At 72.2% G+C, this 23,332-nt stretch carries 21 protein-coding genes; 4 read left to right on the top strand and 17 right to left on the bottom strand.

Annotated elements, in window-relative coordinates:
* Positions 1 to 62 precede the first annotated feature (62 nt).
* The 3 genes from OG505_RS28860 to lysS form a co-directional block, all read right to left on the bottom strand.
* Complete coding sequence (locus tag OG505_RS28860) at positions 63 to 2,606, bottom strand: ATP-dependent Clp protease ATP-binding subunit (protein WP_405429182.1); 2,544 nt, start codon at positions 2,604 to 2,606, stop codon at positions 63 to 65.
* 526 nt (positions 2,607 to 3,132) lie between these two features.
* Positions 3,133 to 3,477, bottom strand: a complete 345-nt coding sequence (locus tag OG505_RS28855) for an Lsr2 family protein (protein ID WP_405429181.1) — start codon at positions 3,475 to 3,477, stop codon at positions 3,133 to 3,135.
* Between the two features lie 112 nt (positions 3,478 to 3,589).
* Positions 3,590 to 5,098, bottom strand: a complete 1,509-nt coding sequence (gene lysS / locus OG505_RS28850; RefSeq protein ID WP_405429180.1) for a lysine--tRNA ligase — start codon at positions 5,096 to 5,098, stop codon at positions 3,590 to 3,592.
* Between the two features lie 89 nt (positions 5,099 to 5,187).
* Here lysS and OG505_RS28845 point away from each other — a divergent pair, with 89 nt between their 5' ends.
* Positions 5,188 to 5,928, top strand: coding sequence for a class I SAM-dependent methyltransferase (locus OG505_RS28845; RefSeq protein WP_405429179.1), 741 nt, complete (start codon positions 5,188 to 5,190; stop codon positions 5,926 to 5,928).
* A 22-nt stretch (positions 5,929 to 5,950) separates the two neighbouring features.
* Here the strand turns inward: OG505_RS28845 and OG505_RS28840 are convergent, their stop codons facing one another.
* From OG505_RS28840 to OG505_RS28810, 7 genes are all read right to left on the bottom strand, one after another.
* The gene (locus OG505_RS28840; RefSeq protein ID WP_405429178.1) at positions 5,951 to 6,709 is read right to left on the bottom strand and encodes a type III pantothenate kinase; all 759 of its coding nucleotides are present in this window, start codon (positions 6,707 to 6,709) and stop codon (positions 5,951 to 5,953) included.
* Positions 6,710 to 6,726: 17 nt separating this feature from the next.
* Positions 6,727 to 7,623 (bottom strand): carboxylating nicotinate-nucleotide diphosphorylase, encoded by an 897-nt coding sequence (nadC, locus tag OG505_RS28835; protein WP_405429177.1) that lies wholly within the window; start codon positions 7,621 to 7,623, stop codon positions 6,727 to 6,729.
* Between the two features lie 53 nt (positions 7,624 to 7,676).
* Positions 7,677 to 9,374 (bottom strand): L-aspartate oxidase, encoded by a 1,698-nt coding sequence (locus tag OG505_RS28830; RefSeq protein ID WP_405429176.1) that lies wholly within the window; start codon positions 9,372 to 9,374, stop codon positions 7,677 to 7,679.
* Between the two features lie 94 nt (positions 9,375 to 9,468).
* On the bottom strand, positions 9,469 to 10,365 hold the full coding sequence (locus OG505_RS28825; RefSeq protein WP_405429175.1) for a septum formation family protein: 897 nt from the start codon (positions 10,363 to 10,365) through the stop codon (positions 9,469 to 9,471).
* A 96-nt stretch (positions 10,366 to 10,461) separates the two neighbouring features.
* Positions 10,462 to 10,890: an aspartate 1-decarboxylase gene (gene panD / locus OG505_RS28820; protein ID WP_405429174.1), complete on the bottom strand. Its 429-nt coding sequence runs from the start codon at positions 10,888 to 10,890 to the stop codon at positions 10,462 to 10,464.
* A gap of 45 nt (positions 10,891 to 10,935) precedes the next feature.
* Positions 10,936 to 11,784, bottom strand: a complete 849-nt coding sequence (gene panC / locus OG505_RS28815; protein ID WP_405429173.1) for a pantoate--beta-alanine ligase — start codon at positions 11,782 to 11,784, stop codon at positions 10,936 to 10,938.
* The gene (locus tag OG505_RS28810) at positions 11,781 to 12,752 is read right to left on the bottom strand and encodes a Rossmann-like and DUF2520 domain-containing protein (protein WP_405429172.1); all 972 of its coding nucleotides are present in this window, start codon (positions 12,750 to 12,752) and stop codon (positions 11,781 to 11,783) included. Before OG505_RS28810 ends, panC begins: the two co-directional genes overlap by 4 nt.
* Before the next feature lie 350 nt (positions 12,753 to 13,102).
* On the opposite strand from OG505_RS28810, the gene OG505_RS28805 reads away from it, so the two are divergent.
* Both OG505_RS28805 and OG505_RS28800 read left to right on the top strand, forming a co-directional pair.
* Positions 13,103 to 14,302: an SAM-dependent methyltransferase gene (locus tag OG505_RS28805; protein WP_405429171.1), complete on the top strand. Its 1,200-nt coding sequence runs from the start codon at positions 13,103 to 13,105 to the stop codon at positions 14,300 to 14,302.
* Entirely contained in the window at positions 14,299 to 15,486 is a 1,188-nt protein-coding gene (locus tag OG505_RS28800) for an NADH-quinone oxidoreductase subunit D (RefSeq protein ID WP_007466075.1), read from the top strand. The genes OG505_RS28805 and OG505_RS28800 overlap by 4 nt, the downstream gene beginning before the upstream one ends.
* Positions 15,487 to 15,504: 18 nt before the next feature.
* Here OG505_RS28800 and OG505_RS28795 read toward each other — a convergent pair whose 3' ends face one another.
* From OG505_RS28795 to OG505_RS28780, 4 genes are all read right to left on the bottom strand, one after another.
* On the bottom strand, positions 15,505 to 17,361 hold the full coding sequence (locus OG505_RS28795; protein WP_405429170.1) for a hypothetical protein: 1,857 nt from the start codon (positions 17,359 to 17,361) through the stop codon (positions 15,505 to 15,507).
* 109 nt (positions 17,362 to 17,470) lie between these two features.
* The gene (locus OG505_RS28790; protein ID WP_405429169.1) at positions 17,471 to 18,451 is read right to left on the bottom strand and encodes a glycine betaine ABC transporter substrate-binding protein; all 981 of its coding nucleotides are present in this window, start codon (positions 18,449 to 18,451) and stop codon (positions 17,471 to 17,473) included.
* Positions 18,452 to 18,691: 240 nt separating this feature from the next.
* On the bottom strand, positions 18,692 to 19,429 hold the full coding sequence (locus OG505_RS28785) for an ABC transporter permease (RefSeq protein WP_405429168.1): 738 nt from the start codon (positions 19,427 to 19,429) through the stop codon (positions 18,692 to 18,694).
* A complete protein-coding gene (locus OG505_RS28780; RefSeq protein ID WP_007466083.1) occupies positions 19,426 to 20,112 on the bottom strand; it encodes an ABC transporter permease in 687 nt (228 codons plus the stop codon). Before OG505_RS28780 ends, OG505_RS28785 begins: the two co-directional genes overlap by 4 nt.
* A 2-nt stretch (positions 20,113 to 20,114) precedes the next feature.
* On the opposite strand from OG505_RS28780, the gene OG505_RS28775 reads away from it, so the two are divergent.
* Positions 20,115 to 21,119, top strand: a complete 1,005-nt coding sequence (locus tag OG505_RS28775; protein WP_405429167.1) for an ABC transporter ATP-binding protein — start codon at positions 20,115 to 20,117, stop codon at positions 21,117 to 21,119.
* A 58-nt stretch (positions 21,120 to 21,177) separates the two neighbouring features.
* Here the strand turns inward: OG505_RS28775 and OG505_RS28770 are convergent, their stop codons facing one another.
* Genes OG505_RS28770 through OG505_RS28760 form a run of 3 tightly spaced genes read right to left on the bottom strand, consistent with a single transcriptional unit; the run spans position 21,178 to position 23,310 of the window.
* Entirely contained in the window at positions 21,178 to 21,678 is a 501-nt protein-coding gene (locus OG505_RS28770; protein ID WP_405429166.1) for a hypothetical protein, read from the bottom strand.
* Positions 21,679 to 21,734: 56 nt separating this feature from the next.
* Positions 21,735 to 22,043 carry a hypothetical protein gene (locus OG505_RS28765; protein WP_234587453.1) on the bottom strand — a complete coding sequence of 103 codons (309 nt, stop codon included), beginning with the start codon at positions 22,041 to 22,043 and terminating at the stop codon, positions 21,735 to 21,737.
* A gap of 52 nt (positions 22,044 to 22,095) precedes the next feature.
* Positions 22,096 to 23,310 (bottom strand): ABC transporter permease, encoded by a 1,215-nt coding sequence (locus OG505_RS28760; protein WP_405429165.1) that lies wholly within the window; start codon positions 23,308 to 23,310, stop codon positions 22,096 to 22,098.
* Positions 23,311 to 23,332 lie beyond the last annotated feature (22 nt).

The following is a 23,332-nucleotide window of genomic DNA, read 5'->3' as shown; positions in this document are numbered from 1 at the left end:
CGAAAAAGGCGGGGCCCCGGTGGCTTGCGCCACCGGGGCCCCGCCCCTTGCTGCTGATCGTGCTACTCGTCGGCACCCGCCGCGGCGGTGCCGGCGGCGGTGCCACCGAGGTCGGCGGGGACGGCGTCCGGAACCTCGACCGGCTTGTCCGCGCCGTGGAAGACGAGCTTGGACTTGTCGATGTCGTTCGGGTCGCCCTCGCAGTCGACCACGACGATCTGACCCGGGGTCAGCTCGTTGAACAAGATCCGCTCGGAGAGGTTGTCCTCGATGTCGCGCTGGATCGTGCGACGAAGCGGACGTGCACCGAGCACCGGGTCGAAGCCCTTCGCCGCCAGGTACTTCTTGGCGTTGTCGGTCAGCTCCAGGCCCATGTCCTTGTTGTGCAGCTGGCCCTCGATCCGCCGGATCATGATGTCCACGATCGAGAGGATCTCGGTCTGGCGCAGCTGGTGGAAGACGATGGTGTCGTCGATCCGGTTGAGGAACTCAGGCCGGAAGTGCTGCTTGAGCTCGTCGTTGACCTTCTGCTTCATCCGGTCGTAGTTGGACTCGGAGTCCTCCGACTGCTGGAAGCCGAGCGACACCGCCTTGGCGACGTCCCGGGTGCCCAGGTTGGTGGTCAGGATGATGACCGTGTTCTTGAAGTCCACGATCCGACCCTGACCGTCGGTGAGCCGACCGTCTTCGAGGATCTGCAGGAGCGTGTTGAACACGTCCGGGTGGGCCTTCTCGATCTCGTCGAAGAGGACCACCGAGAACGGCCGACGCCGCACCTTCTCGGTCAGCTGCCCGCCCTCGTCGTAGCCGACGTAGCCGGGAGGGGCACCAACGAGCCGGGAGACCGTGTAACGGTCGTGGAACTCGGACATGTCCAGCTGGATGAGGGCATCCTCGCTGCCGAACAGGAACTCGGCGAGCGCCTTGGACAGCTCGGTCTTACCGACACCGGACGGGCCGGCGAAGATGAACGAGCCCGACGGGCGCTTCGGGTCCTTCAGGCCGGCCCGGGTACGCCGGATCGCCTTCGAGACCGCCTTGACCGCGTCCTCCTGGCCGATGACGCGCTTGTGCAGCTCGTCCTCCATGCGCAGCAGGCGCGAGGTCTCCTCCTCGGTCAGCTTGTAGACCGGGATGCCGGTCCAGTTGCCGAGCACCTCGGCGATCTGCTCGTCGTCAACCTCGCTGACGACGTCCAGGTCACCTGCCTTCCACTCCTTCTCCCGCTGAGCCTTCTGGCCGAGGAGCTGCTTCTCCTTGTCGCGCAGCTGGGCGGCGCGCTCGAAGTCCTGCGCGTCGATCGCGGACTCCTTGTCGCGACGCACCTGGGCGATGCGCTCGTCGAAGTCACGCAGGTCTGGCGGCGCGGTCATCCGACGGATCCGCATCCGGGCGCCGGCCTCGTCGATCAGGTCGATCGCCTTGTCCGGCAGGAAGCGGTCGGAGATGTACCTATCGGCCAGAGTTGCGGCAGCCACCAGGGCTGCGTCCGTGATCGAGACGCGGTGGTGGGCCTCGTAGCGGTCCCGCAGGCCCTTGAGGATCTCGATGGTGTGGGCCAGCGACGGCTCACCCACCTGGATCGGCTGGAACCGGCGCTCGAGAGCGGCGTCCTTCTCCAGGTGCTTGCGGTATTCGTCAAGGGTGGTGGCGCCGATGGTCTGCAGCTCACCACGGGCCAGCATCGGCTTGAGGATGCTCGCGGCGTCGATCGCGCCCTCGGCGGCACCCGCACCCACCAGGGTGTGGATCTCGTCGATGAACAGGATGATGTCGCCGCGGGTGCGGATCTCCTTGAGCACCTTCTTGAGGCGCTCCTCGAAGTCACCGCGGTAGCGGGAACCAGCCACCAGCGCACCGAGGTCGAGGGTGTAGAGCTGCTTGTCCTTGAGAGTCTCGGGCACCTCGCCCTTGATGATCTTCTGGGACAGCCCCTCCACCACGGCGGTCTTACCGACGCCGGGCTCACCGATCAGGACCGGGTTGTTCTTGGTACGGCGGGAGAGCACCTGCATGACCCGCTCGATTTCCTTCTCGCGCCCGATGACCGGGTCGAGCTTGCCCTCGCGGGCGGCCTGGGTCAGGTTGCGGCCGAACTGGTCCAGCACGAGGCTGGTCGACGGCGCGGCCTCACCCGGCGCGGCACCCGCCGCGGCAGGCTCCTTGCCCTGGTAGCCCGAGAGCAGCTGGATCACCTGCTGGCGGACCCGGTTGAGGTCGGCGCCGAGCTTGACCAGCACCTGGGCGGCGACGCCCTCGCCCTCGCGGATCAGACCGAGCAGGATGTGCTCCGTGCCGATGTAGTTGTGGCCGAGCTGCAGCGCCTCGCGCAGCGACAGCTCCAGCACCTTCTTGGCCCGCGGCGTGAACGGGATGTGCCCGCTCGGCGCCTGCTGGCCCTGGCCGATGATCTCCTCGACCTGCTGGCGGACGCCCTCCAGGGAGATGCCGAGGCTCTCCAGGGCCTTTGCCGCGACGCCTTCACCTTCGTGGATCAGGCCCAGCAGGATGTGTTCCGTACCGATGTAGTTGTGGTTGAGCATCCGGGCCTCTTCTTGGGCCAGGACGACAACCCGTCGCGCTCGGTCGGTGAACCGCTCGAACATGCCCTCGTGCTCCTCACATGCCGTGCGCCTTGATGGTCAAGATCTTGGCGGGGCCGGTGCACGAACGTCCGGGACGGGCGTCCGTGCCTCCTTACTCTATCGTCGCTGACCGACTCAGCTGAGGTCGTGTCTCTCCGGTCTGGGTCAGTTCCACGTCGTTTTGCACAACCGTCCGCGCTCAGGAGGTGTTCCGGTACCCCTGGCGCTACGCGCAGAGCGAAATCCGATCGACCCCACGGAAGGCTCCGCAGGGCCCGGGAGGGCCTTGGACGGCCTCCAGGGGCCCTCGGCGGGCGGATCGCGCAAGGGCGAGCGCTGAGCCGAGGCCCGGTGGGCGACCCTTTCGGGAAGTTGTCCACAGGTTGTGGATAGTTACTCCACTGCCTGTGGACAACGCCGGTCGGGCCGGGAAACATTCCGACCGGCCCGTCCGGGCGCGGATACGGCGACGCCGGCCCGGAGGATGCTCCGGCCCGGCGTCGGTGTCGCCCTTGCGGTGGCGACTGCCACCGGTCAGCTGAACGGATCAGCGCTTGGCGTGGTACTCGTCGACGATCTCCTGCGGGATACGGCCCCGGTCCGAGATGTCCTTGCCTTCCCTCTTGGCCCACTGCCGGATCGCCTTGTTCTGCTCCCGGTCGGCGGTGGCGCCACCGCGACCGCGGGCGGCCCGCCCACCGATCACCACGCCACCACGACCCACCTTGGTGCCGGCACCGACGTACGGCGCGAATACGTCGCGCAATTTCGCGGCGTTGGCACCGGACAGGTCGATCTCGTACTGAACGCCGTCGAGCGCGAACTTGACGGTCTCGTCAGCGTCCCCACCGTCCAGGTCATCGACCAGCTTGTGAATGATCTGCTTGGCCACGTCCCACATTCCTTTCGAGCAGGGCGCTCCTGCTAACGAGAGCACAATAACCCCCGTGCTGCTCGCCTCGTCAATAGGATGCCGCTACGACTCGCTGGCAGTCGGCGGACGACTACTCCGGGCGGACCAACGGGAAGAGGATCGTTTCCCGAATTCCGAGGCCGGTCAGGGCCATCAACAGCCGGTCGATTCCCATTCCCATGCCCCCGGCCGGGGGCATTCCGTACTCCATGGCCCGGAGAAAGTCCTCGTCGAGACGCATCGCCTCGTCGTCGCCGCGGGCGGCCAGCTGCGCCTGGGCCACCAGCCGTTCCCGCTGCACCACCGGGTCGACCAGCTCGGAGTACGCGGTGCCCAGCTCGAAGCCGAGAACGTAGAGGTCCCACTTCTCCGCCAGCCCCGGCTCGCTGCGGTGCGCCCGGGTCAGCGGGCTGGTCTCCTCCGGGTAGTCGCGTACGAAGGTGGGCGCCTGCAGGCCCGGGACGACCAGTTCCTCGAACAGTTCCTCGGCGAGCTTGCCCGGGCCCCACTTCGGGTCCACGGCCAATCCCACCTTGTCCGCGTACTCCACCAGCCGGGAACGGTCGGTGCGGACCGTGACCTCCTCGCCGAGTGCCTCGGAAAGGGCCCCGAACAGGGTCACCGATCGCCACTCGCCGCCCAGGTCGAACTCCCGCCCGTCGGCATGGGTCACCACCGTCGACCCGCTGACCGCGATCGCCGCCTGTTGCACGAGATTGCGGGTCAACTCGGCCATCGTGTCGTAGTCGCCGTACGCCTGGTACGTCTCCAGCATCGCGAACTCCGGTGAGTGCGAGGAGTCGACGCCCTCATTACGGAAGTTGCGGTTGATCTCGAAGACGCGGTCCACACCACCAACGACCGCGCGCTTCAGAAACAGTTCCGGAGCGATTCGCAGATACAGATCGGTGCTCAACGCATTGCTGTGGGTCACGAAGGGTCGGGCCGCCGCGCCACCGTGCAGGAGTTGCAGCATCGGCGTTTCCACCTCGATGAAGCCTTGGCCGTGCAGTGAATCGCGCAGGCTGCGCACCGCCGCCGCCCGGGTGCGGACCATCTGCCGGGCCTGCGGCCGGACGATCAGATCGACGTAGCGCTGCCGGACCCGGGCCTCCTCGGAGAGCGGCTTGTGGGCCACCGGCAGCGGCCGCAGGGCCTTGGCCGTCATCTCCCACCGCTGCGCGAGCACGGACAGCTCACCCCGGCGGCTGGTGATCACCTCACCGGTCACGCCGACGTGGTCGCCCAGGTCGACCAGGCGCTTCCACGCCTCCAGCCGCTCCGGACCGACCCGGTCCAGCGAGAGCATGGCCTGCAACTCGGTGCCGTCGCCGTCGCGCAGGGTGGCGAAGCAGAGCTTGCCGGTGTTGCGTACGAAGATCACCCGGCCGGTGACCGAGACCTGGTCGCCGGTGGCGGTGTCGGTGGGCAGCTCCGCGTACTTCGCGCGGATCTCGGCGAGCGTGCTGGTCCGGGGGAAGCCGATCGGGTACGGCTCGACGCCCTCGGCGAGCATCCGGTCCCGCTTCTCCCGGCGGACCTTCATCTGCTCGGGAAGGTCGTCGGCGGGGTCCACTGGCACGGCGTTCTGCTCGGTCACGGCACGCTTCCTCGTCACGAAGACTACGGGGGGTCAGGCCCGAGCGTACTCAAGCCCTCAGGTGGTCGTTACCGGATAACCTGCCCGCCATGGCGGATCACACTCAGGCCCTCTCGTTCGGCGTCGCGGCGGCCGACTACGACCGGTTCCGGCCCCGCTATCCGGTGGCGGCCGTGCGGTGGGCGCTCGACGGGCTGGGCGATTCCGCCCAGGTCGTCGACCTGGGCGCCGGCACCGGCATCCTCACCCGGGGAGTGCTCGCCCTCGGCCACCGGGTGACCTCGGTGGAGCCGGACCCCAAGATGCGCGCCCAACTGGACGCCGCCACCCCCGGCGTCACCGCGCTGGCCGGCGGCGCCGAGTCGGTGCCGCTGCCGGACCGGGTCGCCGACGCCGTCGTGGTGGGGCAGGCGTACCACTGGTTCGACCGGGAGTTGGCGCACGCCGAGATCGCACGGGTGCTGCGGCCGGGCGGGACGTTCGCCCCGATCTGGAACATGCGGGACGAACGGGTCGCATGGGTGGCCGAGCTGGGTCGGATCGCCCACCTCGGTGACAACGCCGGCGACGTCGTCGGACGGTACGAGGACTTCGGCTCCGCGTTCACACCTGTCGAGCTGGGCGAGTTCACGCACCACACGACGCTCACACCCGACGAGGTGATCGCGATGCTGCACACCCGTTCGTACTGGCTCACCGCCCCACCCGAGCGGCGGGCGCGCATCGACCGGGAACTGCGCGACCTGTTCGCGGGCCATCCCGAGCTGGCCGGGCGGAAAACCGTCGACCTGCCGTACCGGACGATCGTGCTGCGGGCCCGGCGGCACTGAACGCCCGCACGGAGGTCGGGGTTCACAGGTTGCGGTCGTAGACCATCCGCAGGCCGATCAGCGTGATCATCGGCTCGTGGTGGGTGATGGTGCTGCACTCGTTGATCACCAGGGAGGCGAGGCCGCCGGTGGCGATCACCGCCTTCACCTCGCCCAACTCCTCGGTCATCCGCTCGACGATCCGGTCCACCTGCCCGGCGAACCCGAAGTAGAGACCGGCCTGGAGGCACTCCACGGTGTTCTTGCCGATCACCGAGCGGGGCTTGGTCGCCTCGACCTTGCGTAGCTGGGCGGCCCGGGCGGCCAGCGCGTCGAAGGAGATCTCGATCCCCGGGGCGAACGCCCCACCCAGGAACTCGCCCCGGCCGCTGATCACGTCGAAGTTGGTGGTCGTGCCGAAGTCCACCACGATCGACGGCCCGCCGTAGAGGGTGAACGCGGCCAGCGTGTTCACCACCCGGTCGGCGCCCACCTCCTTCGGATTGTCGATCGCCAACTGCACCCCGGTCCGCACGCCCGGCTCGACGATCAGGCTCGGCAGGTCGGCGTAGTAGCGGCCGAGCATGGTCCGCAGCGACCGCAGCGCGGCCGGCACCGTGGAGCAGGCGGCCACGCCGGTGATCTCGACGTTGTCCCCGGCGAGCAGGCCCCGGAACATCAGGCCCAGCTCGTCCGCCGTCGAGCGGGCATCGGTCTTGATCCGCCAGGAGTGCACCAGCTTGTCGCCGTCGAAGGTCGCCAGCACGGTGTTGGTGTTTCCGATGTCGATGCAGAGCAGCACTGTCGCAGCCTAGACAACTACTCGGTGCGCAGGTCCAGCGCGATGTCCAGGATCGGCGACGAATGGGTCAACGCGCCCACCGAGAGGAAGTCGACGCCGGTGGCCGCGTACCGGGCGGCCACCTCCAGGGTCAGCCCGCCGGTCGCCTCCAGCTCCGCCCGGTCGCCCACCGCGGCCACCGCCTCGGCCAGCACCTCCGGCGCCATGTTGTCGCAGAGCAGGAAGTCGGACCCCGCCTCCACCGCCTCCACCGCCTCGGCGACCGTGGTCACCTCGACCTGCACCGGGACCTCCGGGAACGCCTCCCGGACCCGCCGGTACGCCGCCGTGATGCCCCCGGCCGCCAGCTTGTGGTTGTCCTTGATCATGGCCACGTCGTAGAGGCCCATCCGCTTGTTGGTGCCACCGCCGGCCCGCACCGCGTACTTCTCCAGCGCCCGCAGGCCCGGCGTCGTCTTGCGGGTGTCCAGCACCATCGCCTTCGTGCCGGCCAGGGCGTCCGCCCAGGCACGCGTGTGGGTGGCCACCCCGGACATCCGGCAGAGCAGGTTGAGCGCCGTCCGCTCGGCCGTCAGCAGCAGCCGGGTCGGGCCGGTCACCGTCGCCAGCACGTCGCCGCGGGCCACCCGCTCACCGTCGCGGACCAGCTCCGACACCTCGACGGTACGACCGAAGCCGGTCACCTCGCCCACCAGCTCGAACACGGCGGCGGCCACGGCCAGCCCGGCAACCACGCCGTCGGCGCGGGCCACCAGATCGGCGGTGTCAGTCTGCTCCGCTCCGATGGTGGCCACGCTGGTGACGTCGAGGAAATCCGGTCCCAGATCCTCGACCAGCGCGCCCTCGATCACCCGCCGCACCTGATCCGGGTCCAGCCCGGCCGCCTGCAACGCCGCCTCTGTCGACCCCGTCAATGCCACCTTCGTTCGCGACTGCGGGGCTCGCAGAACCGGCTCACTCCTCGCGCTCACTGTGCACTCCCCTCCCACTGCTCCGTCACCCGGCCCTGCGCCCCGACCGACCCGACCAGGTGGCCCAGCCACCGTTCGTCGGCCGTCGGGAAGTCCTCCCGCCAGTGGCAGCCCCGGGTCTCACCGCGGGCGTACGCGGCCGCGACCAACGTCGACGCCACCGTGAGCAGGTTGGTCGCCTCCCAGTCAGCGGTCCGCGGTCGGCCCCGGGCCGCGCCCAGCTCGGTCAGCGTCCCCGCCGTCTCCGCCAGCGTCGCCGCGGACCGGAGCACCCCGGCCCCCCGGGTCATCGCCCGCTGGAGCGTCGGCGTCACCCCGGCCGGCACGACCCAGCCCGCACCACCGCGCCACGCGCCGACGTCCGCCGGCTGGGCCTGCTCGGGCAGACCGGCCGCAATGTCGTCGGCGATCCGTCGGGAGAACACCAGCCCCTCCAGCAGCGAGTTGCTGGCCAGCCGGTTCGCGCCGTGCACGCCAGTGCAGGCGACCTCGCCACAGGCGTACAGGCCGGGGATCGACGTGCGGCCGCGCAGGTCGGTGCGGACGCCGCCGGAGGCGTAGTGCGCGGCCGGGGCGACCGGGATCAGATCGGTCGCCGGATCCACGCCGATCGCCAGGCAGGACGCCACGATGGTCGGGAACCGCCCGGTTAGGAAGTCGCCGCCGAGATGGCGGGCGTCGAGGAAGACCTGGTCCGCGCCGGTGGCCAGCAGCACCCGGTGGATGCCCTTGGCCACCACGTCCCGGGGGGCCAACTCGGCCAGCTCGTGCTGGCCCACCATGAACCGCTTGCCGTCGGAGTCCACCAGGTACGCGCCCTCGCCGCGCAGCGCCTCGGAGACCAGCGGCTGCTGGGCGTGCCCGGCGCCGGGCACCCCCGCGCCGGGCGGGGTGATCAGGGCGGTCGGGTGGAACTGGACGAACTCCACGTCGGTCACCGCCGCGCCGGCCCGCATCGCCAGCGCCACCCCGTCGCCGGTGGAGACCGCCGGGTTGGTGGTGGCCGCGAAGATCTGGCCCATCCCGCCGGTGGCCAGCACCACCGCCCGGGCCAGCAGCGCGCCGACGCCGTCCTCGCTGCCCTCACCGAGCACGTGCAGGGTGATCCCGCAGGCCGGACCGAGCCCGTCTGGGCCGTCGCCGGGCGCCCGCAGCAGGTCCAGCACCAGGGCGTGCTCGACCAGCCGGATCCACGGGTCGCGCTGCACAGCGGCGTGCAGGGCCCGCTGCACCTCGGCGCCGGTGGCGTCCCCGCCCGCGTGCACGATCCGGTCCGCGCGGTGCCCACCCTCCCGGGTCAGCATCAGCGAGCCGTCGGGGTGGCGATCGAACTCGGCGCCGATCCGCATCAGCTCGCGCAGCCGGGTCGGCCCCTCCTCGACGAGCACCCGGACCGCCGCGGGGTCGCAGAGCCCCACCCCGGCGATCTCGGTGTCCCGGGCGTGCGCTGCGGGGGTGTCCGTCGGGTCGAGCACGGCGGCGATGCCGCCCTGCGCCCACCGGGTCGAGCCGTCGTCAATGTTGACCTTGGTGACGACTGTGACGTGCAGGCCCGCCTCCCGCAGGTGCAACGCGGCGGTCAGCCCCGCGACCCCGGACCCCACCACGATCACGTCGGTGGTCTCCACCCAACCGGGCTCGGGCGCGGCCAGCAGTCTGGGCAGGGCCGGCAGATCGACCGTCGGTACGTCCATCCCACCAGTCAACCCGAAGGGTCCTCGCCGGGGGAGGCCGGGGCTCAACGAGTGGTTTGGGCTACCCCGTCCGGCCAGGAGCGTGCCGCGCCGGTCACTTCGTCCGCACCGGCAGGCCGGCCGGGCCCGCGCCCTTCAACGACGCGGTCACCGTACGGTCGCTCAGCCACAGGTAACAGCGGACCCCCCGGTCACCGACCCGCCAACGCCCCGCACCCGGCGGGCGCACCACCACCCCGCTGCGGAACCGCAGGTCGGAGTCGTCCGGTACGCCGACATAGCGGCCAAGGACGTTGCGGCAGCCGGTGTAGAGCGGTGCCCAGTCGGCATCCTTGGCCGGGTACGGCCGGTCCGGCGCACGCCACACCCCGACGAACTCGGCGTCGTGCCGACCGCCGCACTCCACCGGGACCAGCGTCTGCACGCCCCGGCCCGCCCCGGCGCGGGTCTGCTGGCAGCCCAACCGCAGCCCGGAGGCCCCCTTCAACGCGTCCCGCAGGCTGCCCGACCGGACCACCACCGTGGCCGCCGCCTCGACCGTCGTCAGCTCGGTCAAATCGCACCGGTACCAGCGGGAACCGGCTGCCCAGCCCGGCCCGGAGGGCAGCGCCACCGACAGCCGCAGTCGCCCGGCCCGCCAGTCGTCGCCCACGTAGGCCGAGGCCCGGGTGTCGCACTCCGTGAACGCCCCGCGCAGCTCCACCGACCCGTTGGCCGGGGCGGCGGCCCGCTCCGGCGGGAACGCCCCGACGTGCACGGTCTCCACCCGGTGCGGGCCGGCGCAGTCCATCGGTTGATAGGCGGCCAGCGTGACCACCTCGACGAAGTCGGCGGCCTGACACACGCCGACGGTCGGCGTGAACGCCGTGGCCGATGGCAGCGCCGCCCAGTCGTCGGTCAGGTCACCGTCCAGACCACCGGACCCGGCGCAGCCGACCAACAACACTGCCGTGACGGCAGTGGCGAACAGGGTCGTCATGGCACGGCGCATCGCGGCCTCCCCCAGCCACCTACCGGCTTCCGCCAGCGTGCCCAGGGTAACCGCAAATGACCTTCCGGTGACAGACCGGAATCGGCTCGCGCGAGATCAGACTCCGGACACGGCGAACGGGCTCGGCACCGGGTCGCCGGCCGTGCCCGGGGCCGCCGCCGCCGGGTTGGCCCCCAGCTCGACGATCCGGTTGTCGGTGTCGACGTGCACCACCCGCGGTCGGTACGACCGGGCCTCGGCGTCGTCCATCTGCCCGTACGAGATCAGGATGACCAGGTCACCGGGGTGCACGAGGTGCGCGGCGGCCCCGTTGATGCCGATCACGCCGCTGCCCCGCTCACCCGGGATGACGTACGTCTCCAGCCGGGCGCCGTTGGTGATGTCCACGATCGCGACCTGCTCCCCGGGGAGCAGGTCGGCGGCGTCGAGCAGGTCCTCGTCCACCGTCACCGAACCGATGTAGTGCAGGTCGGCCTGGGTCACGGTGGCCCGGTGGATCTTCGACTTGAGCATGGTCCGCAGCATCGGGCTCGCCTTTCGCGAAAAGAGTGATGGTGGGGTGCGGCCGGGTCAGGGACGAGGGGCGAGGTGGATCGCCGCGTTGTCGATCAGCCGGGTGGCGCCGACCCAGGCGGCGATCACCAGCCGGGCCGGCCCGCTCACCGGCCCCGGCTCCAGTTCGGGGTCGGTGAGCACCAGGTAGTCGAGCTGAGCGCCGGGCGTACCGGCGCCGAACGCGGCGTGCGCGGCGGACAGCACCTCCCCCGCGTCCAGTCCATCGGCGGCGGCCCGGGACCCGGCCCGCAGCGCGGCGGACAGGCTCAGCGCCGCCGCCCGCTCGGGCTCGCTCAGGTAGCGGTTGCGGCTGGACAGCGCCAACCCGTCCGACTCCCGGACGGTCGGTACGCCGATCACCTCGACCGGGACGTCCAGGTCCCGCGCCATCCGCCGCACCAGGGTGAGCTGCTGATAGTCCTTCTCACCGAAGAAGGCCAGGTCAGGACGCGTGAGTTGGAGCAGCTTCAGGACCACGGTGAGCACCCCGTGGAAGAAGCCGGGGCGGCTCGCGCCCTCCAGCTCCCCGCCCAGCGGACCCGGGTCGAGGCGCACCCGGGGCTGGCCGTCCGGATACATGTCGGCCACCGACGGCGCGAAGACGAGGTCGGCGCCGGCCCGCCGGCACACCTCCAGGTCGGCGTCGAGGGTGCGCGGATAGCGATCGAAGTCCTCGTTCGGCCCGAACTGCAGCGGATTCACGAAGATCGTCACCAGCACGTGGTCGGCCTGCTCCCGGGCCGCGCGCAGCAGCGTCTCGTGCCCGGAGTGCAGGGCGCCCATGGTCATCACCACGCCGACGGTGCCCTGCACCGCGGCCCGGGCCTCGGCCAACTCGGCGCGCGTGTGGACAAGCTGCGTCATGCCGCGACCTCCCGGCTCGTCCCGGCAAGCACACCGAGCAGCGGCTGGGCGTCCACCGGTCGCAGACGGCCCGCGGCGATCGCCCGGTCGGCGGTACGCCGGGCCAGCGCCAGGTACGCGGGGACCGACTCCGGCGCGGTGGCGGCCAGCCGGGCCAGGTGTCGCTCGACCGTGCCCGCGTCGCCCCGGGACACCGGCCCGGTCAGCGCGTCGTCGCCGAGGCGCAACGCGTTCTCCAGGGCGGCCCGCAGCAGAGGGGCGAGCACCTTCTCCGGACGAGCCACGCCGGCGTCCCGCAGCCGGTCGGTCGCCTCGTTCACCAGGGTCACCAGGTGGTTCGCGCCGTGCGCGAGCGCCGCGTGGTACAGCGGGCGGTCCGCCTCGGCCACCCACTCGGGGACGCCACCGAGGTCGGTGACCAGCCGGGCGGCCAGCGGGCGCAGGTCCGCCGAGGCCGTCACCCCGTACGAGATGCCGGCCAGCCGGGGCAGGTCGTCCGGCGTACCGGTGAAGGTCATGGCGGGGTGCAGGGCCAGCGGCCGGGCGCCGACCGCGGCGGCCGGCGCCAGCACGGCGAGACCGTGCGCGCCCGAGGTGTGCGCGACCACCTGGCCCGGGTGCAGGGCACCCCGGTCGACGAGGTCGGCGACCACTCCGGCCAGCGCGTCGTCCGGCACCGCGATCAGCAGCAGGTCGGCGGCGGCGCGCGCGACGGCGGGGACCGGACGGCGGTGCACCTCGGGCAGCAGCAGGGCGAGCCGTGCGCGGCTGGTCCCGGAGTTACCCGCCACAGCCACCACCCGGTGCCCGGCGGCGGCGAGCGCGGCCCCCAGGACGGCACCGACCCGACCGGCGCCGACGACGCCGACCGTGAGCAGACGGGACGTTGGGGCGCCGGTGACGGCGGAATCCCGCGGTGCGGCAGGCCCAAGCTGGGCGGCCGGACGCGGGCGCAGCGGTGCGCTCATGACGACGATCCAGTCCTCGAGAAGGGGTACCGGTCGATCGCAAGTATGCGCCCGCGCCACAGAGCCGAGACAGGATGTGTGAAAACGTTCACCGCCGAAGCAAGGGTCTTCGCGCTGACCGGTCGGGCTCAGTGACCGCGGCCACCAGCGAGCCCGTCTTCCGCCGCTCACGCTCTTGCGGCTCCGGGCTGCTCTCGATGATGGCCTGTCGCGCCCGGACCAGTTCGAGGCGGTCGGCGAAGATCTCCTCCGCCACCCGGCGGAAGGCGGCGACGACCACCTCGAACGGGTCGTCGTCCGGGTGGCCGTAGGGTCGACACGGTGACGCCTCCTGAACCCGGAGTGAGCTGATGTCGATCCCGTGGCGGGACGCGATGAGCCACGCCCTCTACGGGCCGGACGGCTTCTTCGTGGCCGGCGCTGGACCGGCCGACCACTTCCGGACCAGCGTGCACGCCTCCCCAGCGTTCGCCGCCGCGCTGCTGCGCCTTGTCTCGCAGGTCGACGCAGCTCTCGGCCACCCTGCGCGGCTCGACGTGGTCGACGTGGGCGCGGGGCGAGGTGAGCTGCTGCGGTCTCTCGCCGGGCTCGCGGTGGGGGTTTCCGCCCGTTCCTTGCGGCACGAGCCGTCGTCGGTCACTGTCCGTCCGTCGCTCGCGGAACGGATCCGCTTCACAGCAGTCGAGTACGCGGCCCGCCCCGCAGATCTGCCTGACGAGATCAACTGGGTGGCCGAGATTCCCAACGGGATCACGGGGGTGCTGCTGGCTACCGAGTGGTTGGACAACGTGCCGTTGGACGTGGCAGTGCACACCGCCGATGGCTGGCGATATGTACTGGTCGACCCCGAGAGCGGCGTCGAGACAGTTGGTGAACTGGTCAACGCTGCTGATCTTGATTGGCTGAGGAAATGGTGGCCCGCGCCTTCGACCTCCCCAGGTGCGGACAGCGACCCAGATCTGGCGTTGACCTGGACCGACGCGACCAGCCGGGGCGAGTCGGGTTTCCGGGCAGCCCGGCCGGCGGAGGGATCAAGCTTGACCGCCCGGAGCCGGCCGGGCTGCCCGGAAACCCCAAACAGTGACTACCTACGAGCCGAGATCGGCCGAAGCAGAGATGAGGCTTGGGCCGACGCGGTGCTACAGATCAGCCGAGGGTTGGCGGTGGCGGTCGACTACGGGCATCTGCGGGAGGGTCGGCCGGTCGACGGGACGTTGACCGGGTATCGGGGTGGGCGGCAGGTGCCTCCGGTGCCGGACGGGTCGAGTGATGTGACCGCGCACGTGGCCATGGACTCGGTCGCCTCCGCCGGTGCGGCGGTCGCCCGGTGTGCGTACTCCCTGATCTCGCAGGCCGAGGCGCTGCGGGCGCTCGGGGCCGACGGTGGGCGACCGCCGCTGAGCCTGGCCGGCACCGACCCGCCCGGCTACGTGCGGGCGCTGGCCGCTGCGTCGGCGGTGGCCGAGCTGACCGACCCGGCCGGGCTCGGCGGACACTGGTGGCTGCACCAACCGGTCGGCATCGGGCTACCGCCGGCCGTGGCACGATGACGGGCATGACCACCGACGCCGGGGCCCTCCGTGAACTGACCGTCGGCACCGGGGCCGGTCTCGTCGCCGGCACCGGCGATCAGCAGCTCGGCACCGACATGGTGCTCAACATCGGCCCGCAGCACCCCTCGACACACGGCGTGCTGCGCCTGAAGCTGGTGCTCGACGGCGAGCGGGTCATCGCCTGTGAACCGATCGTCGGCTACATGCACCGAGGCGCGGAGAAGCTCTTCGAGGTGCGCGACTACCGGCAGATCATCGTGCTGGCCAACCGGCACGACTGGCTCTCGGCGTTCTCGAACGAGCTGGGTGTGGTGCTCGCGGTGGAACGCCTGATGGGCATGGAGGTGCCGGAGCGGGCCACCTGGCTGCGGATGGCCCTCGCCGAGCTGAACCGGGTGCTCAACCACCTGATGTTCCTCGGTTCCTACCCGCTGGAGATCGGGGCCATCACGCCGGTCTTCTACGCCTTCCGGGAACGGGAAACCATCCAGGCGGTGATGGAGGAGGTCTCCGGCGGCCGGATCCACTACATGTTCAACCGGGTGGGCGGGCTGAAGGAGGAGGTGCCGTACGGCTGGACCGGGCGGGCCCGCGCGGCGATCGGCGAGGTCCGTCGACGGCTGCCCGACCTCGACCACCTGATCCGGCGTAACGAGATCTTCCTCGCCCGTACGGTGGGCGTGGGCGTGCTGTCCGCCGCCGACGCCGCCGCGTTCGGCGCGTCCGGGCCGGTGGCCCGCGCCTCCGGGCTCGACCTGGACCTGCGCCGCGACGACCCCTATCTGGCGTACGACGAGCTGGACGTGCCGGTGGTCACCAAGACCGCCGGGGACTGCCATGCCCGCTTCGAGGTGCTGCTCGACCAGGTGTACGTCTCGCTGGATCTCGCCGAGCAGTGCCTGGACCGGGTGGACCGGCTGACCGGGCCGATCAACACCCGCCTACCGAAGGTGCTCAAGGCGCCCGAGGGGCACACGTACGCCTGGACGGAGAACCCGCTCGGCATCAACGGCTACTACCTGGTGTCGCGGGGCGAGAAGACCCCCTGGCGGTTGAAGCTGCGCACCGCCTCGTACGCGAACGTGCAGGCGCTGGCCACCCTGCTCCCGGGCTGCCTCGTGCCGGACCTGATCGCCATCCTCGGCTCGATGTTCTTCGTGGTCGGCGACATCGACAAGTGACCGGGGCTGGTCGGGGCGTCAACGCCAGCGGTCGGTGGCCGGGGCGCCGCCGGCACGCGGAACGTCGTCCTGCGGCGGGTAGCCGTACCGTTCCTCGACCCGGCGGCGGCCGACCCGCTCGGGGGCGGGCTCCGGCTCGTGACCGCGCTGGCGCGGCGGGCGCCACTCGTCCGGCACGGGCACGCCCCCGACCGGCAGCGCCGGCCGGCCGCCCGGCTCGGACCGGTGGTACGACTCGCGCTCGTCCTGCCGGCGCGGGTCCTCGTGCCGGCGCGCGTCGTCCTGCCGGCGCGGGTCCTCGTGGCGGACGGACGCCCAGCGGTCCGCCAGCCGGTACTCGGTCCCCGTGGCGTCGGCGTGCACCTCGGCCCGGCGTTCCCCGACGTGCAGCTCCCGGCCGTTCTCGTCGTCCCGGACGGCCGCCCATCGGTCGCCGGCCCGCAGCTGCGACCAGTACTCGCCGGTGTCGTCCGCGCGCAGGGCGGGCCCGGGCTGCGGCGCACCGGCGTGGTCGGGCTCGGCCTGCTCCGACCAGCCACGGTCGTCGCGCGGCGAACGGCCGCCCCAGGCGGGCTCGTCGGCCTGGGCGTACCCGTCGCGCTGCCCGGTCCACTCCGGCTCGTCGCGGCGAGCCGTCCAGCCCGGCTTCTCGTCGCCGCGGTCGGGCCCGCTCCGGTCGGAGCCCGAGCCGTCCCGTGCGCCCCGCCAACCGGACTCACCCCGGGCAGCGGGCTGCTGACCCCAGGACCGGTCGTCGACGGGCCGAGCACGGTCGTCGACTGGGCCGGCGCGGTCGTCGACTGGGCGAGCCCGGTCGTCGGCGTACGTGGACCGGGGGTTCTCCGGCTCGCGCCACGAGCGGTCGGCCGGCCGGGCGCGTCCCTCCGTGCCGCCGCCCCGGGTCCATTCCTGGGCCGGCGGGGTCCACTGGCCGGCGTACCCGCCGCCGTAGCGCCCGGCCGGCTCGGCCGGTCCGCCGTCGACGACGGTGTGCCGGGTGGTGACGTGCACGGTCTCGGTGTGCCGGACCACGCCGACGGGCCGGTGCGCCGGCTCCGGGCGGTCGTGCTCACGCGGGCGGTCGTGCTCACGCGGGCGGTCGTGCTCACGGGGGCGGTCGTGCTCACGGGGGCGGGGAGCGGCGGCGTACCCGGGCGCAGGCCGTTCGGCGCCGTAGACACCGCCGGCGGGTGGCTCGGGGGGCACGTCGGCGGCGGCGCGGTGGCGGTACGCCGGTTCCTCGTCGGCGCGCTCGTCGCGACCCCAACCGGCGACCTCGTCCGGGGCCGGCGCCCGAACCCGACCAGCCACCTCGTCCGGCCCGGGGCCCCGAACCCAGCCGGCGGCCTCATCCGGAGCGGGCACCCGAACCCGGGCGACCGGGGCATCGCCGGGGACCGGTACCCGGCTGCGGGCCGGCGGAGTCTCGTCCACCGGATCGGCAGCCGGCACCCGCACCCGGCCGGCGCCTGCCAACTCGGCCGGCGGGGTGGCGCCGGCGAGGGCCGCTCCGGTGGCATCGAGGCGACGGCGGACCGCCGCGATCCCCTCCTGGGCTCGCTGCGCCTGGTCGAGCGCCTGGTTGCCGCGCTGCGCGGCGGCCACGATCTCGGCGCGCAGCTCCCGACGCAGCTCCTCGATCTCGTCCAGCAGCTCATCGGCCCGGGCATCGTCACCGTCGGGGCGCAACGCGATGGAGAGACCGATCAGGACCACCGCCACGATGGCGAGCACCGCCGCGAAGCGCAGCGGGCCGTTACCGTCGGCGACCAGAAGGATCAGCGCCGCCACCGGGGCCAGGGCCACGCCGCCCCAGAAGAGCACGGTCAGCAGCAGCGGTTGACGCCGGGCGTCGGGGGTGACCGGGGCTGGCATGGCTGTGCAGCCTACCGACGATCCCCAGCGGAGGGAACGGGTCCCCGGACGCGCGGACGCCCCCGCCCCGAGATGGGGAGGGGGCGTCCACGGCACACCCGAAGGAACCTCAGCTGGTGGCGAAGGCACTGTTCGAGGAGAAGACGAGACCGACGCTGATCTTGCCCTCACGCAGCCCGTTCTTGGTCAGCGGCCCGCCCTGGTCCAGCGAGGAGAACGAGCCCACCGAGAGCCCGTACGTCTTCTCCAGGCCCGGCTTGCAGAACGTACGCTGCTGGCACTCCGGCGGACCGCCCAGCACCGTCGCGCTGCCGGAGCACTTCGCGGCCAACTCGGAGAGGGTCCGCACGCCGTACTTGTCGGCGAACTCCTGGGTGACCGCGAACGCGTTCTGGTCCTGCGCGGCGGCCGGGGTGCCGAAGGTGATGCCCACCTTGTCGCCCTCGGCCTTGAGCTTGGTCACCGTCGTGTTGATGTCGGGCGAGGACACCGGCTGGACGTTCTTGCCGTTGGCCTTGGTGTTGAGGAACTCGGCCATGGTCGACGCGTACTCCGGGACGACCTGGATCTCGCCCTTCTCCAGCGCCGGCTCGTACAGCTCCCGGTTGCCGATCTGCTGCACCTTGACCTGGTAACCGGCGGCGGTGAGCACGATCCGGTACAGCTCGCCCAGGGTCTGACTCTCGCTGAAGTTGCCAGCGCCCACCACGATCTCGCCACCCGGGCCCTTGGCGATGCCCGCGGTGATGTTGTTGGCGCTGGCGAACTCCTCGGCGGCCACCTTGGGAGTCTTGCGGTCGGCGTCGACGGCCTTGTTGAGCTGGATCAGCTTCGGGGTGTCGAGCGCCGCCGAAACCTTGTCCAGCGCGGCGATCAGCTGCGGGTTGGCCACCTTGCTGTTGACCGCCGGAATGACGTTGTCGGAGTTCTGGAGCTTCTTGTCGTCCGTCAGAGCGATGAGCTGCTGACCGGCGACCGGGGCGCACCCGGCGCCGGAGGCGCTCGTCTGGGGGGCGTCGGTGCCGGACGAGCCGGCATCACCACACCCGGTGAGCAGTGCTGCCCCGGCGACGGCGCCGATGGCGCCCATCGCCAGACGTGTACGTGCGCGCATGTGTGCCGCCCGCCTTCCGTGTCCCGGCGCGACCCGTCCCGGGCCGGCCGCGTGTCCGACGGGCGATCCTGACTGTGGCCGCCCGCAACTTCCACCCAACATGCTCCGCGAGCGACCGACAACCCGGGATGGGCTTCGTCACCGCATCGTCACCGACCGGCCCGCCGCTGGTCGCCGCTTCGATGTCCGCTCACCCGGACGGATCGCGAAGGGGCGTCAGGCGCGGCCGGTGGCGTCGGCGGGCCGGGCGCGGCCGGCGCGCTGCCGTCCGCGTCGCAGCGGACGGGGGGTGACCAGGCGTTCGACGATCCCGAGGAGCAGTTCGGCCAGCAGTGCCAGCCCGGCCACCAGCACACCGCCGGCCACGATCTGCCCGCCACCGGCGGCGATGCTCAGACCGAATCCGGTACGGATGATCTCACCGAGACCGCCACCGTTGACGAACGAGGCCAGCGCGGTCGTGGCGATGACCTGCACGGCGGCGGTCCGGAAGCCGGCCGCCAGGTACGGCACCGCGATCGGCAGCTCCACCCGACGCAGCAACTGCCCGCCGGACAGGCCCATCCCGCGGGCCGCGTCGCGCGCCTCCGGGTCGGCCTGACGTACGCCGGTGTAGGCGTTCGCCAGCAGCGGTGGGACGGCGAAGACGGCGAGCGCCACCACCACCGGCGTACGCCCGAAGCCGAGGAAGGTCAGCGGCAGGATGGTCAGCAGCGCCAGGGTGGGAATGGCCAGGGTGGCGTTGGACACCAGCACCACCAGGCCACCGCCGCGGCCGGTGTGCCCGAGCCACAGCCCGACCGGCCAGGCCACCAGACAGCCCAGCACCACGGCCAGAGCGGAGATCGTCAGGTGCTCGCCGAGCCGGTCCAGGATGCCGCCCGGGTTGCTCCAGTTCAGGGGGTCGTTGAGCCAGAGCACAGCCTGCTGCACGGGGTTGGCCGCGGCGCTCACCGGACGCCCCGGGCGGACCAGGGGGTGACCAGCCGGCCGACGAGGACCAACAGCAGGTCCAGCAGCACCGCGAGCGCCACGCAGAGCACCGTACCGGTCATGATCTCGGCCTTGTAGAGGTTGTTCTGGAAGCCCGCGAAGATCAGTTGGCCGAGGCCACCGTGCCCCACCAACACGCCGACGGTGACCAGCGCGACCGTCGACACGGTGGCCAGCCGCAATCCGGTCAGGATGCCGGGGATCGCGAGCGGCAGGTCGATCCGGAAGAGCCGCCGCCAGCGGCCGTAGCCCATGCCCTCGGCGGCCTCGCCGACCTCCGGCGGCACCTGGTTGAGCCCCGCCACCACGTTGCGGACGATCAGCAGCAGCGCGTACAGGACCAACCCGACCAGCACGGTGGTGGCGCCGGTGCCCAGGTACGGCGCGATGAACGCGAACAGCGCCAATGACGGGATGGTGTAGATCACGCCGGTGACGCCGAGGATCGGGCCGGCCAGCGGGCGGACCCAGTACGCGAGCACGGACAACGGCAGGGCGATCAGCACCGCGATCAGCACCGCGCGCCCGGTGAGGGAGGCGTGTTCGCGCACGGCGGCGAGGATCGTGTCAGAGTTGTCCCGCACGTACTGCCAGGAGAACCAGGGGTTACCCGGGTCGGCCCGGTAGCTCAGGCGGAAGGACATACGTGGACGTTACCCCGGAGGCCGCCAGCGTGGCCGAATCCCCTCGCGCGGCGTCGATCTCCCTGCAGGGCATCCAGAAGCGCTACCCGAACGGCACCGAGGCCGTGCGGGACCTGAGCCTGGACGTCAAGGCCGGGGAGCTGGTGGTGCTGATCGGCCCGTCCGGCTGCGGCAAGTCGACAGTGCTGCGCATGGTCAACCGGCTGATCGAGCCGACGGCCGGGCGGATCATGCTCGGCGACGAGGACGTCACCGACGTCGACCCGGTGCGGCTACGCCGCCGGATCGGCTACGTGATCCAGAACGTCGGTCTCTTTCCACACCAGACGGTTCGCGCGAACGTGGCAACCGTCCCGGGTCTGCTCCGCTGGTCCCGGGATCGGACCCGGGCCCGCGTCGACGAACTGCTCGACCTGGTCGGTCTGGATCCGGGCCAGTTCGGCCGCCGCTATCCGCACGAGCTGTCGGGTGGGCAGCGGCAGCGGGTCGGCGTAGCCCGCGCGCTCGCCGCCGACCCGGTGGTGCTGCTGATGGACGAGCCGTTCTCGGCCGTCGACCCGATCGTCCGGGCCCGCCTGCAGGAGGAGTTCCTCCGCCTCCAGGCCGAGGTCCGCAAGACGATCGTGCTGGTCACCCACGACCTCGACGAGGCCGTCCGGCTCGGTGACCGGATCGCCGTGCTCTCTGAGGGCGGGCATCTTGAGCAGTACGACACGCCGGCCGCCCTGCTTGGCGCACCGGCCACCCCGTTCGTCCGCGAATTCGTCGGAGCCGACCGGGGCATCCGCCGACTGGCGGTCACCCCGCTCGACCGGAAGTCCCTGGAGCCGGTGCCCTCGGGCGCCGCCGCGGATCTGCCCACCGTGGCGCTGGACGGCACGGCGTACGACGCGCTGGCGGTGCTGCTCACGTCGGGACGGGATCGGCTCGTCGTGACCGACGACGGCCGTGCGGTGGGCGCGCTCAGCCGCCAACGTCTGCTCGACCTGGGCCGCTCGCCGAGCTGACCCGGGCCGGTGACCCGGCCGGCGTCGGCGACACCCGTCCGGCTGGGTGTCGCTCGGGTCAGGCGCGACCACCGAGGCTCGCGGTGCCGATGATCCAGCCGGTGAGGAAGCCGTAGCCGGCGCCGCTGCTGGCGTCGCGCAGTGCTGCCAGCAGCGACGGGTCCGGGCCGAGCAGCGCCGCCAGCACGGCGGCGAGCCCGCCGGCCAGCACGTACGCGGCCCAGCCGGAGAAGAACTGGCTGACCGGGCCGGGCACCCGGGCCACCTGGGCGGCGGGCAGCAGATAGAGCAGCGCCACCGCGAGAACCACCAGCGCGACGGCCCGCAGGTCGGCGGCGAACAGTCCGCCGGCCTGCCCGTCCGCGTCCAGCCGCCAGGCCGGCCAGGCGAGCAGGCGCAGGTAGAAGCCACCGGCCGAGTCCGGGTCGGTCAGCGTGGCGGCGGCCCAGCCGGTGTACGCCGGGCTGCCACAGATGCCGACCAGCAGCAGCACGGCGAGCGCGCCGGTGCCGGCGGCCGTCCCGTAGCCGCTGACCGGGCCCGTACGGACGAATGCCATGATCCGCCCAGGTCCCGTGCCGGCCGGCCGGGCGGACCTGGGCTGCCCCGAACGGCTCAGTGCTTCAGCAGGTAGTCGATGAAGGCGGCCCGCAGCAGCGGCGCCGACTCCTCGTAGCCGTGCCCGGTCAACTCCCGCCACAGGGCGTTCGCCTCGTCGATGGTCGGACCGATCGAGTTCGGGGCGCCGTCCAGCACCGTTGCCTCGTCCGCGTTCGGCAGGTGCCGCAGCACCGACCAGTAGAACCCCACGTCGCGACGCTCCCGGGCCCGGGCGAACGCCCGCTCCCGCAGTTCCTCCGTGGACAGCGCGTCGAGTTCCTCGAACGAGGTTCCGCCGGGGGTGGCGGCAGGTGTGTCGGTCATGCGGCGAGCCTAACGGTCCAGATCAGCGCCGGCTCGGCGGACGGGACACGGCTCACCTGTCGTCGGCGTCCCAGCGGCGCGGGCCGGTCTCCCAGCGGGGGTCACGCCACGGGTCGGCCGGTTCCGGCGCGGGCGGTGTCGGCAGCGTCGGAGGCCAGTTGTCGGCCGACTGTGGCCGGGGCACGTTCCATCCCGCGCTGATCGTGCCGTCGCCGACCGGCTCGATCTTCTCCACGCTGCCCGGCCGGGGCCGCCCGAACGTCTCGACCAGCCGGGTCACCAGCAGCCCGACGCCGAGCGCCACGCCACCGAGCGCCCAGTGACTCACCGTCCAGTCGCGCTCCGGCGCGTACGCCTGGAAGACGGTGACCAGGCCGACGGCCAGCACCGTGCCGAACACCCCGCCGCGGCGGCCGTACGCGCTGGTGCCGCCGAGCAGGGACACGCCGATGGCCAGGACGGACCAGTCCAGTCCGGAGGTGGGCGTGACCGCCCCGGGGCCGTTGGCGGCGAGCAGGACACCGGCGAGCGTGGCCAGCACCGTGGAGCCGACCAGCGCGACGGCGGCGACCACGGCGGCCAGCGCGCCCCGGCGACGGGCCGGGTCGGCCACCGGCCGGTATCGGCCCACCAGCCGGCGGATCGACCTGATCGTGCCGAACAGACCGCCGAGGACCGCGACGGCGGCGAACCCGGCGAAGAGGTAGCCGGCCGTACGCCTCGGGTCGTAGTCCCCCTGCACCAGAATCGACGTCGAACGACGTTCGATGTACACCACGACTCCGGCCGCCGCGGCCAGGCTCGCCGCCCAGGCGGGCACCTGTAACACGACCACGGCCAGCGCCAACACGAGACCACCCGCCGCGGCGACCACGACAGCCGACCCCACGGACGCCGTCAGACCCCGGTCGCCCTGTTCCGCGTAGTGCAGCGCTGCGGCGACCGCGACCGGCCCGACGGCCAGGTTGGGGGCGGCGGTGCGCAGGCTCAGCCCGGCGGCGAGAGCGAGCAGCCCGAGGCCGACCGCGCCGACCAGCAACGCACGCAGGCCGGCGCCGCGCAGCGCGTCCGGGTCGGCTCGCCAGAGCAGCCAGCCCAGGGCGGCGAGACCGACCAGCAGCAGGAGTTCCCAGACCACGTGCACGCCGACGCGGTCCCGACCCGGCTCGCCGTGGGTGGGATCGTCGAAGACGTTCTCCAGGACGGCGGCAGGAACCCCGGACGCGGGTTCGACCGATCGGCCCCGGCCCGTGTCTTCGTACCCCATGGCACCGCCTCCCCAGTGGCCG

The sequence above is a fragment of the Micromonospora sp. NBC_00617 genome (assembly GCF_045161355.1).
Lineage (GTDB): Bacteria > Actinomycetota > Actinomycetes > Mycobacteriales > Micromonosporaceae > Micromonospora.
This window is presented reverse-complemented; position numbering and strand designations above follow the sequence as displayed.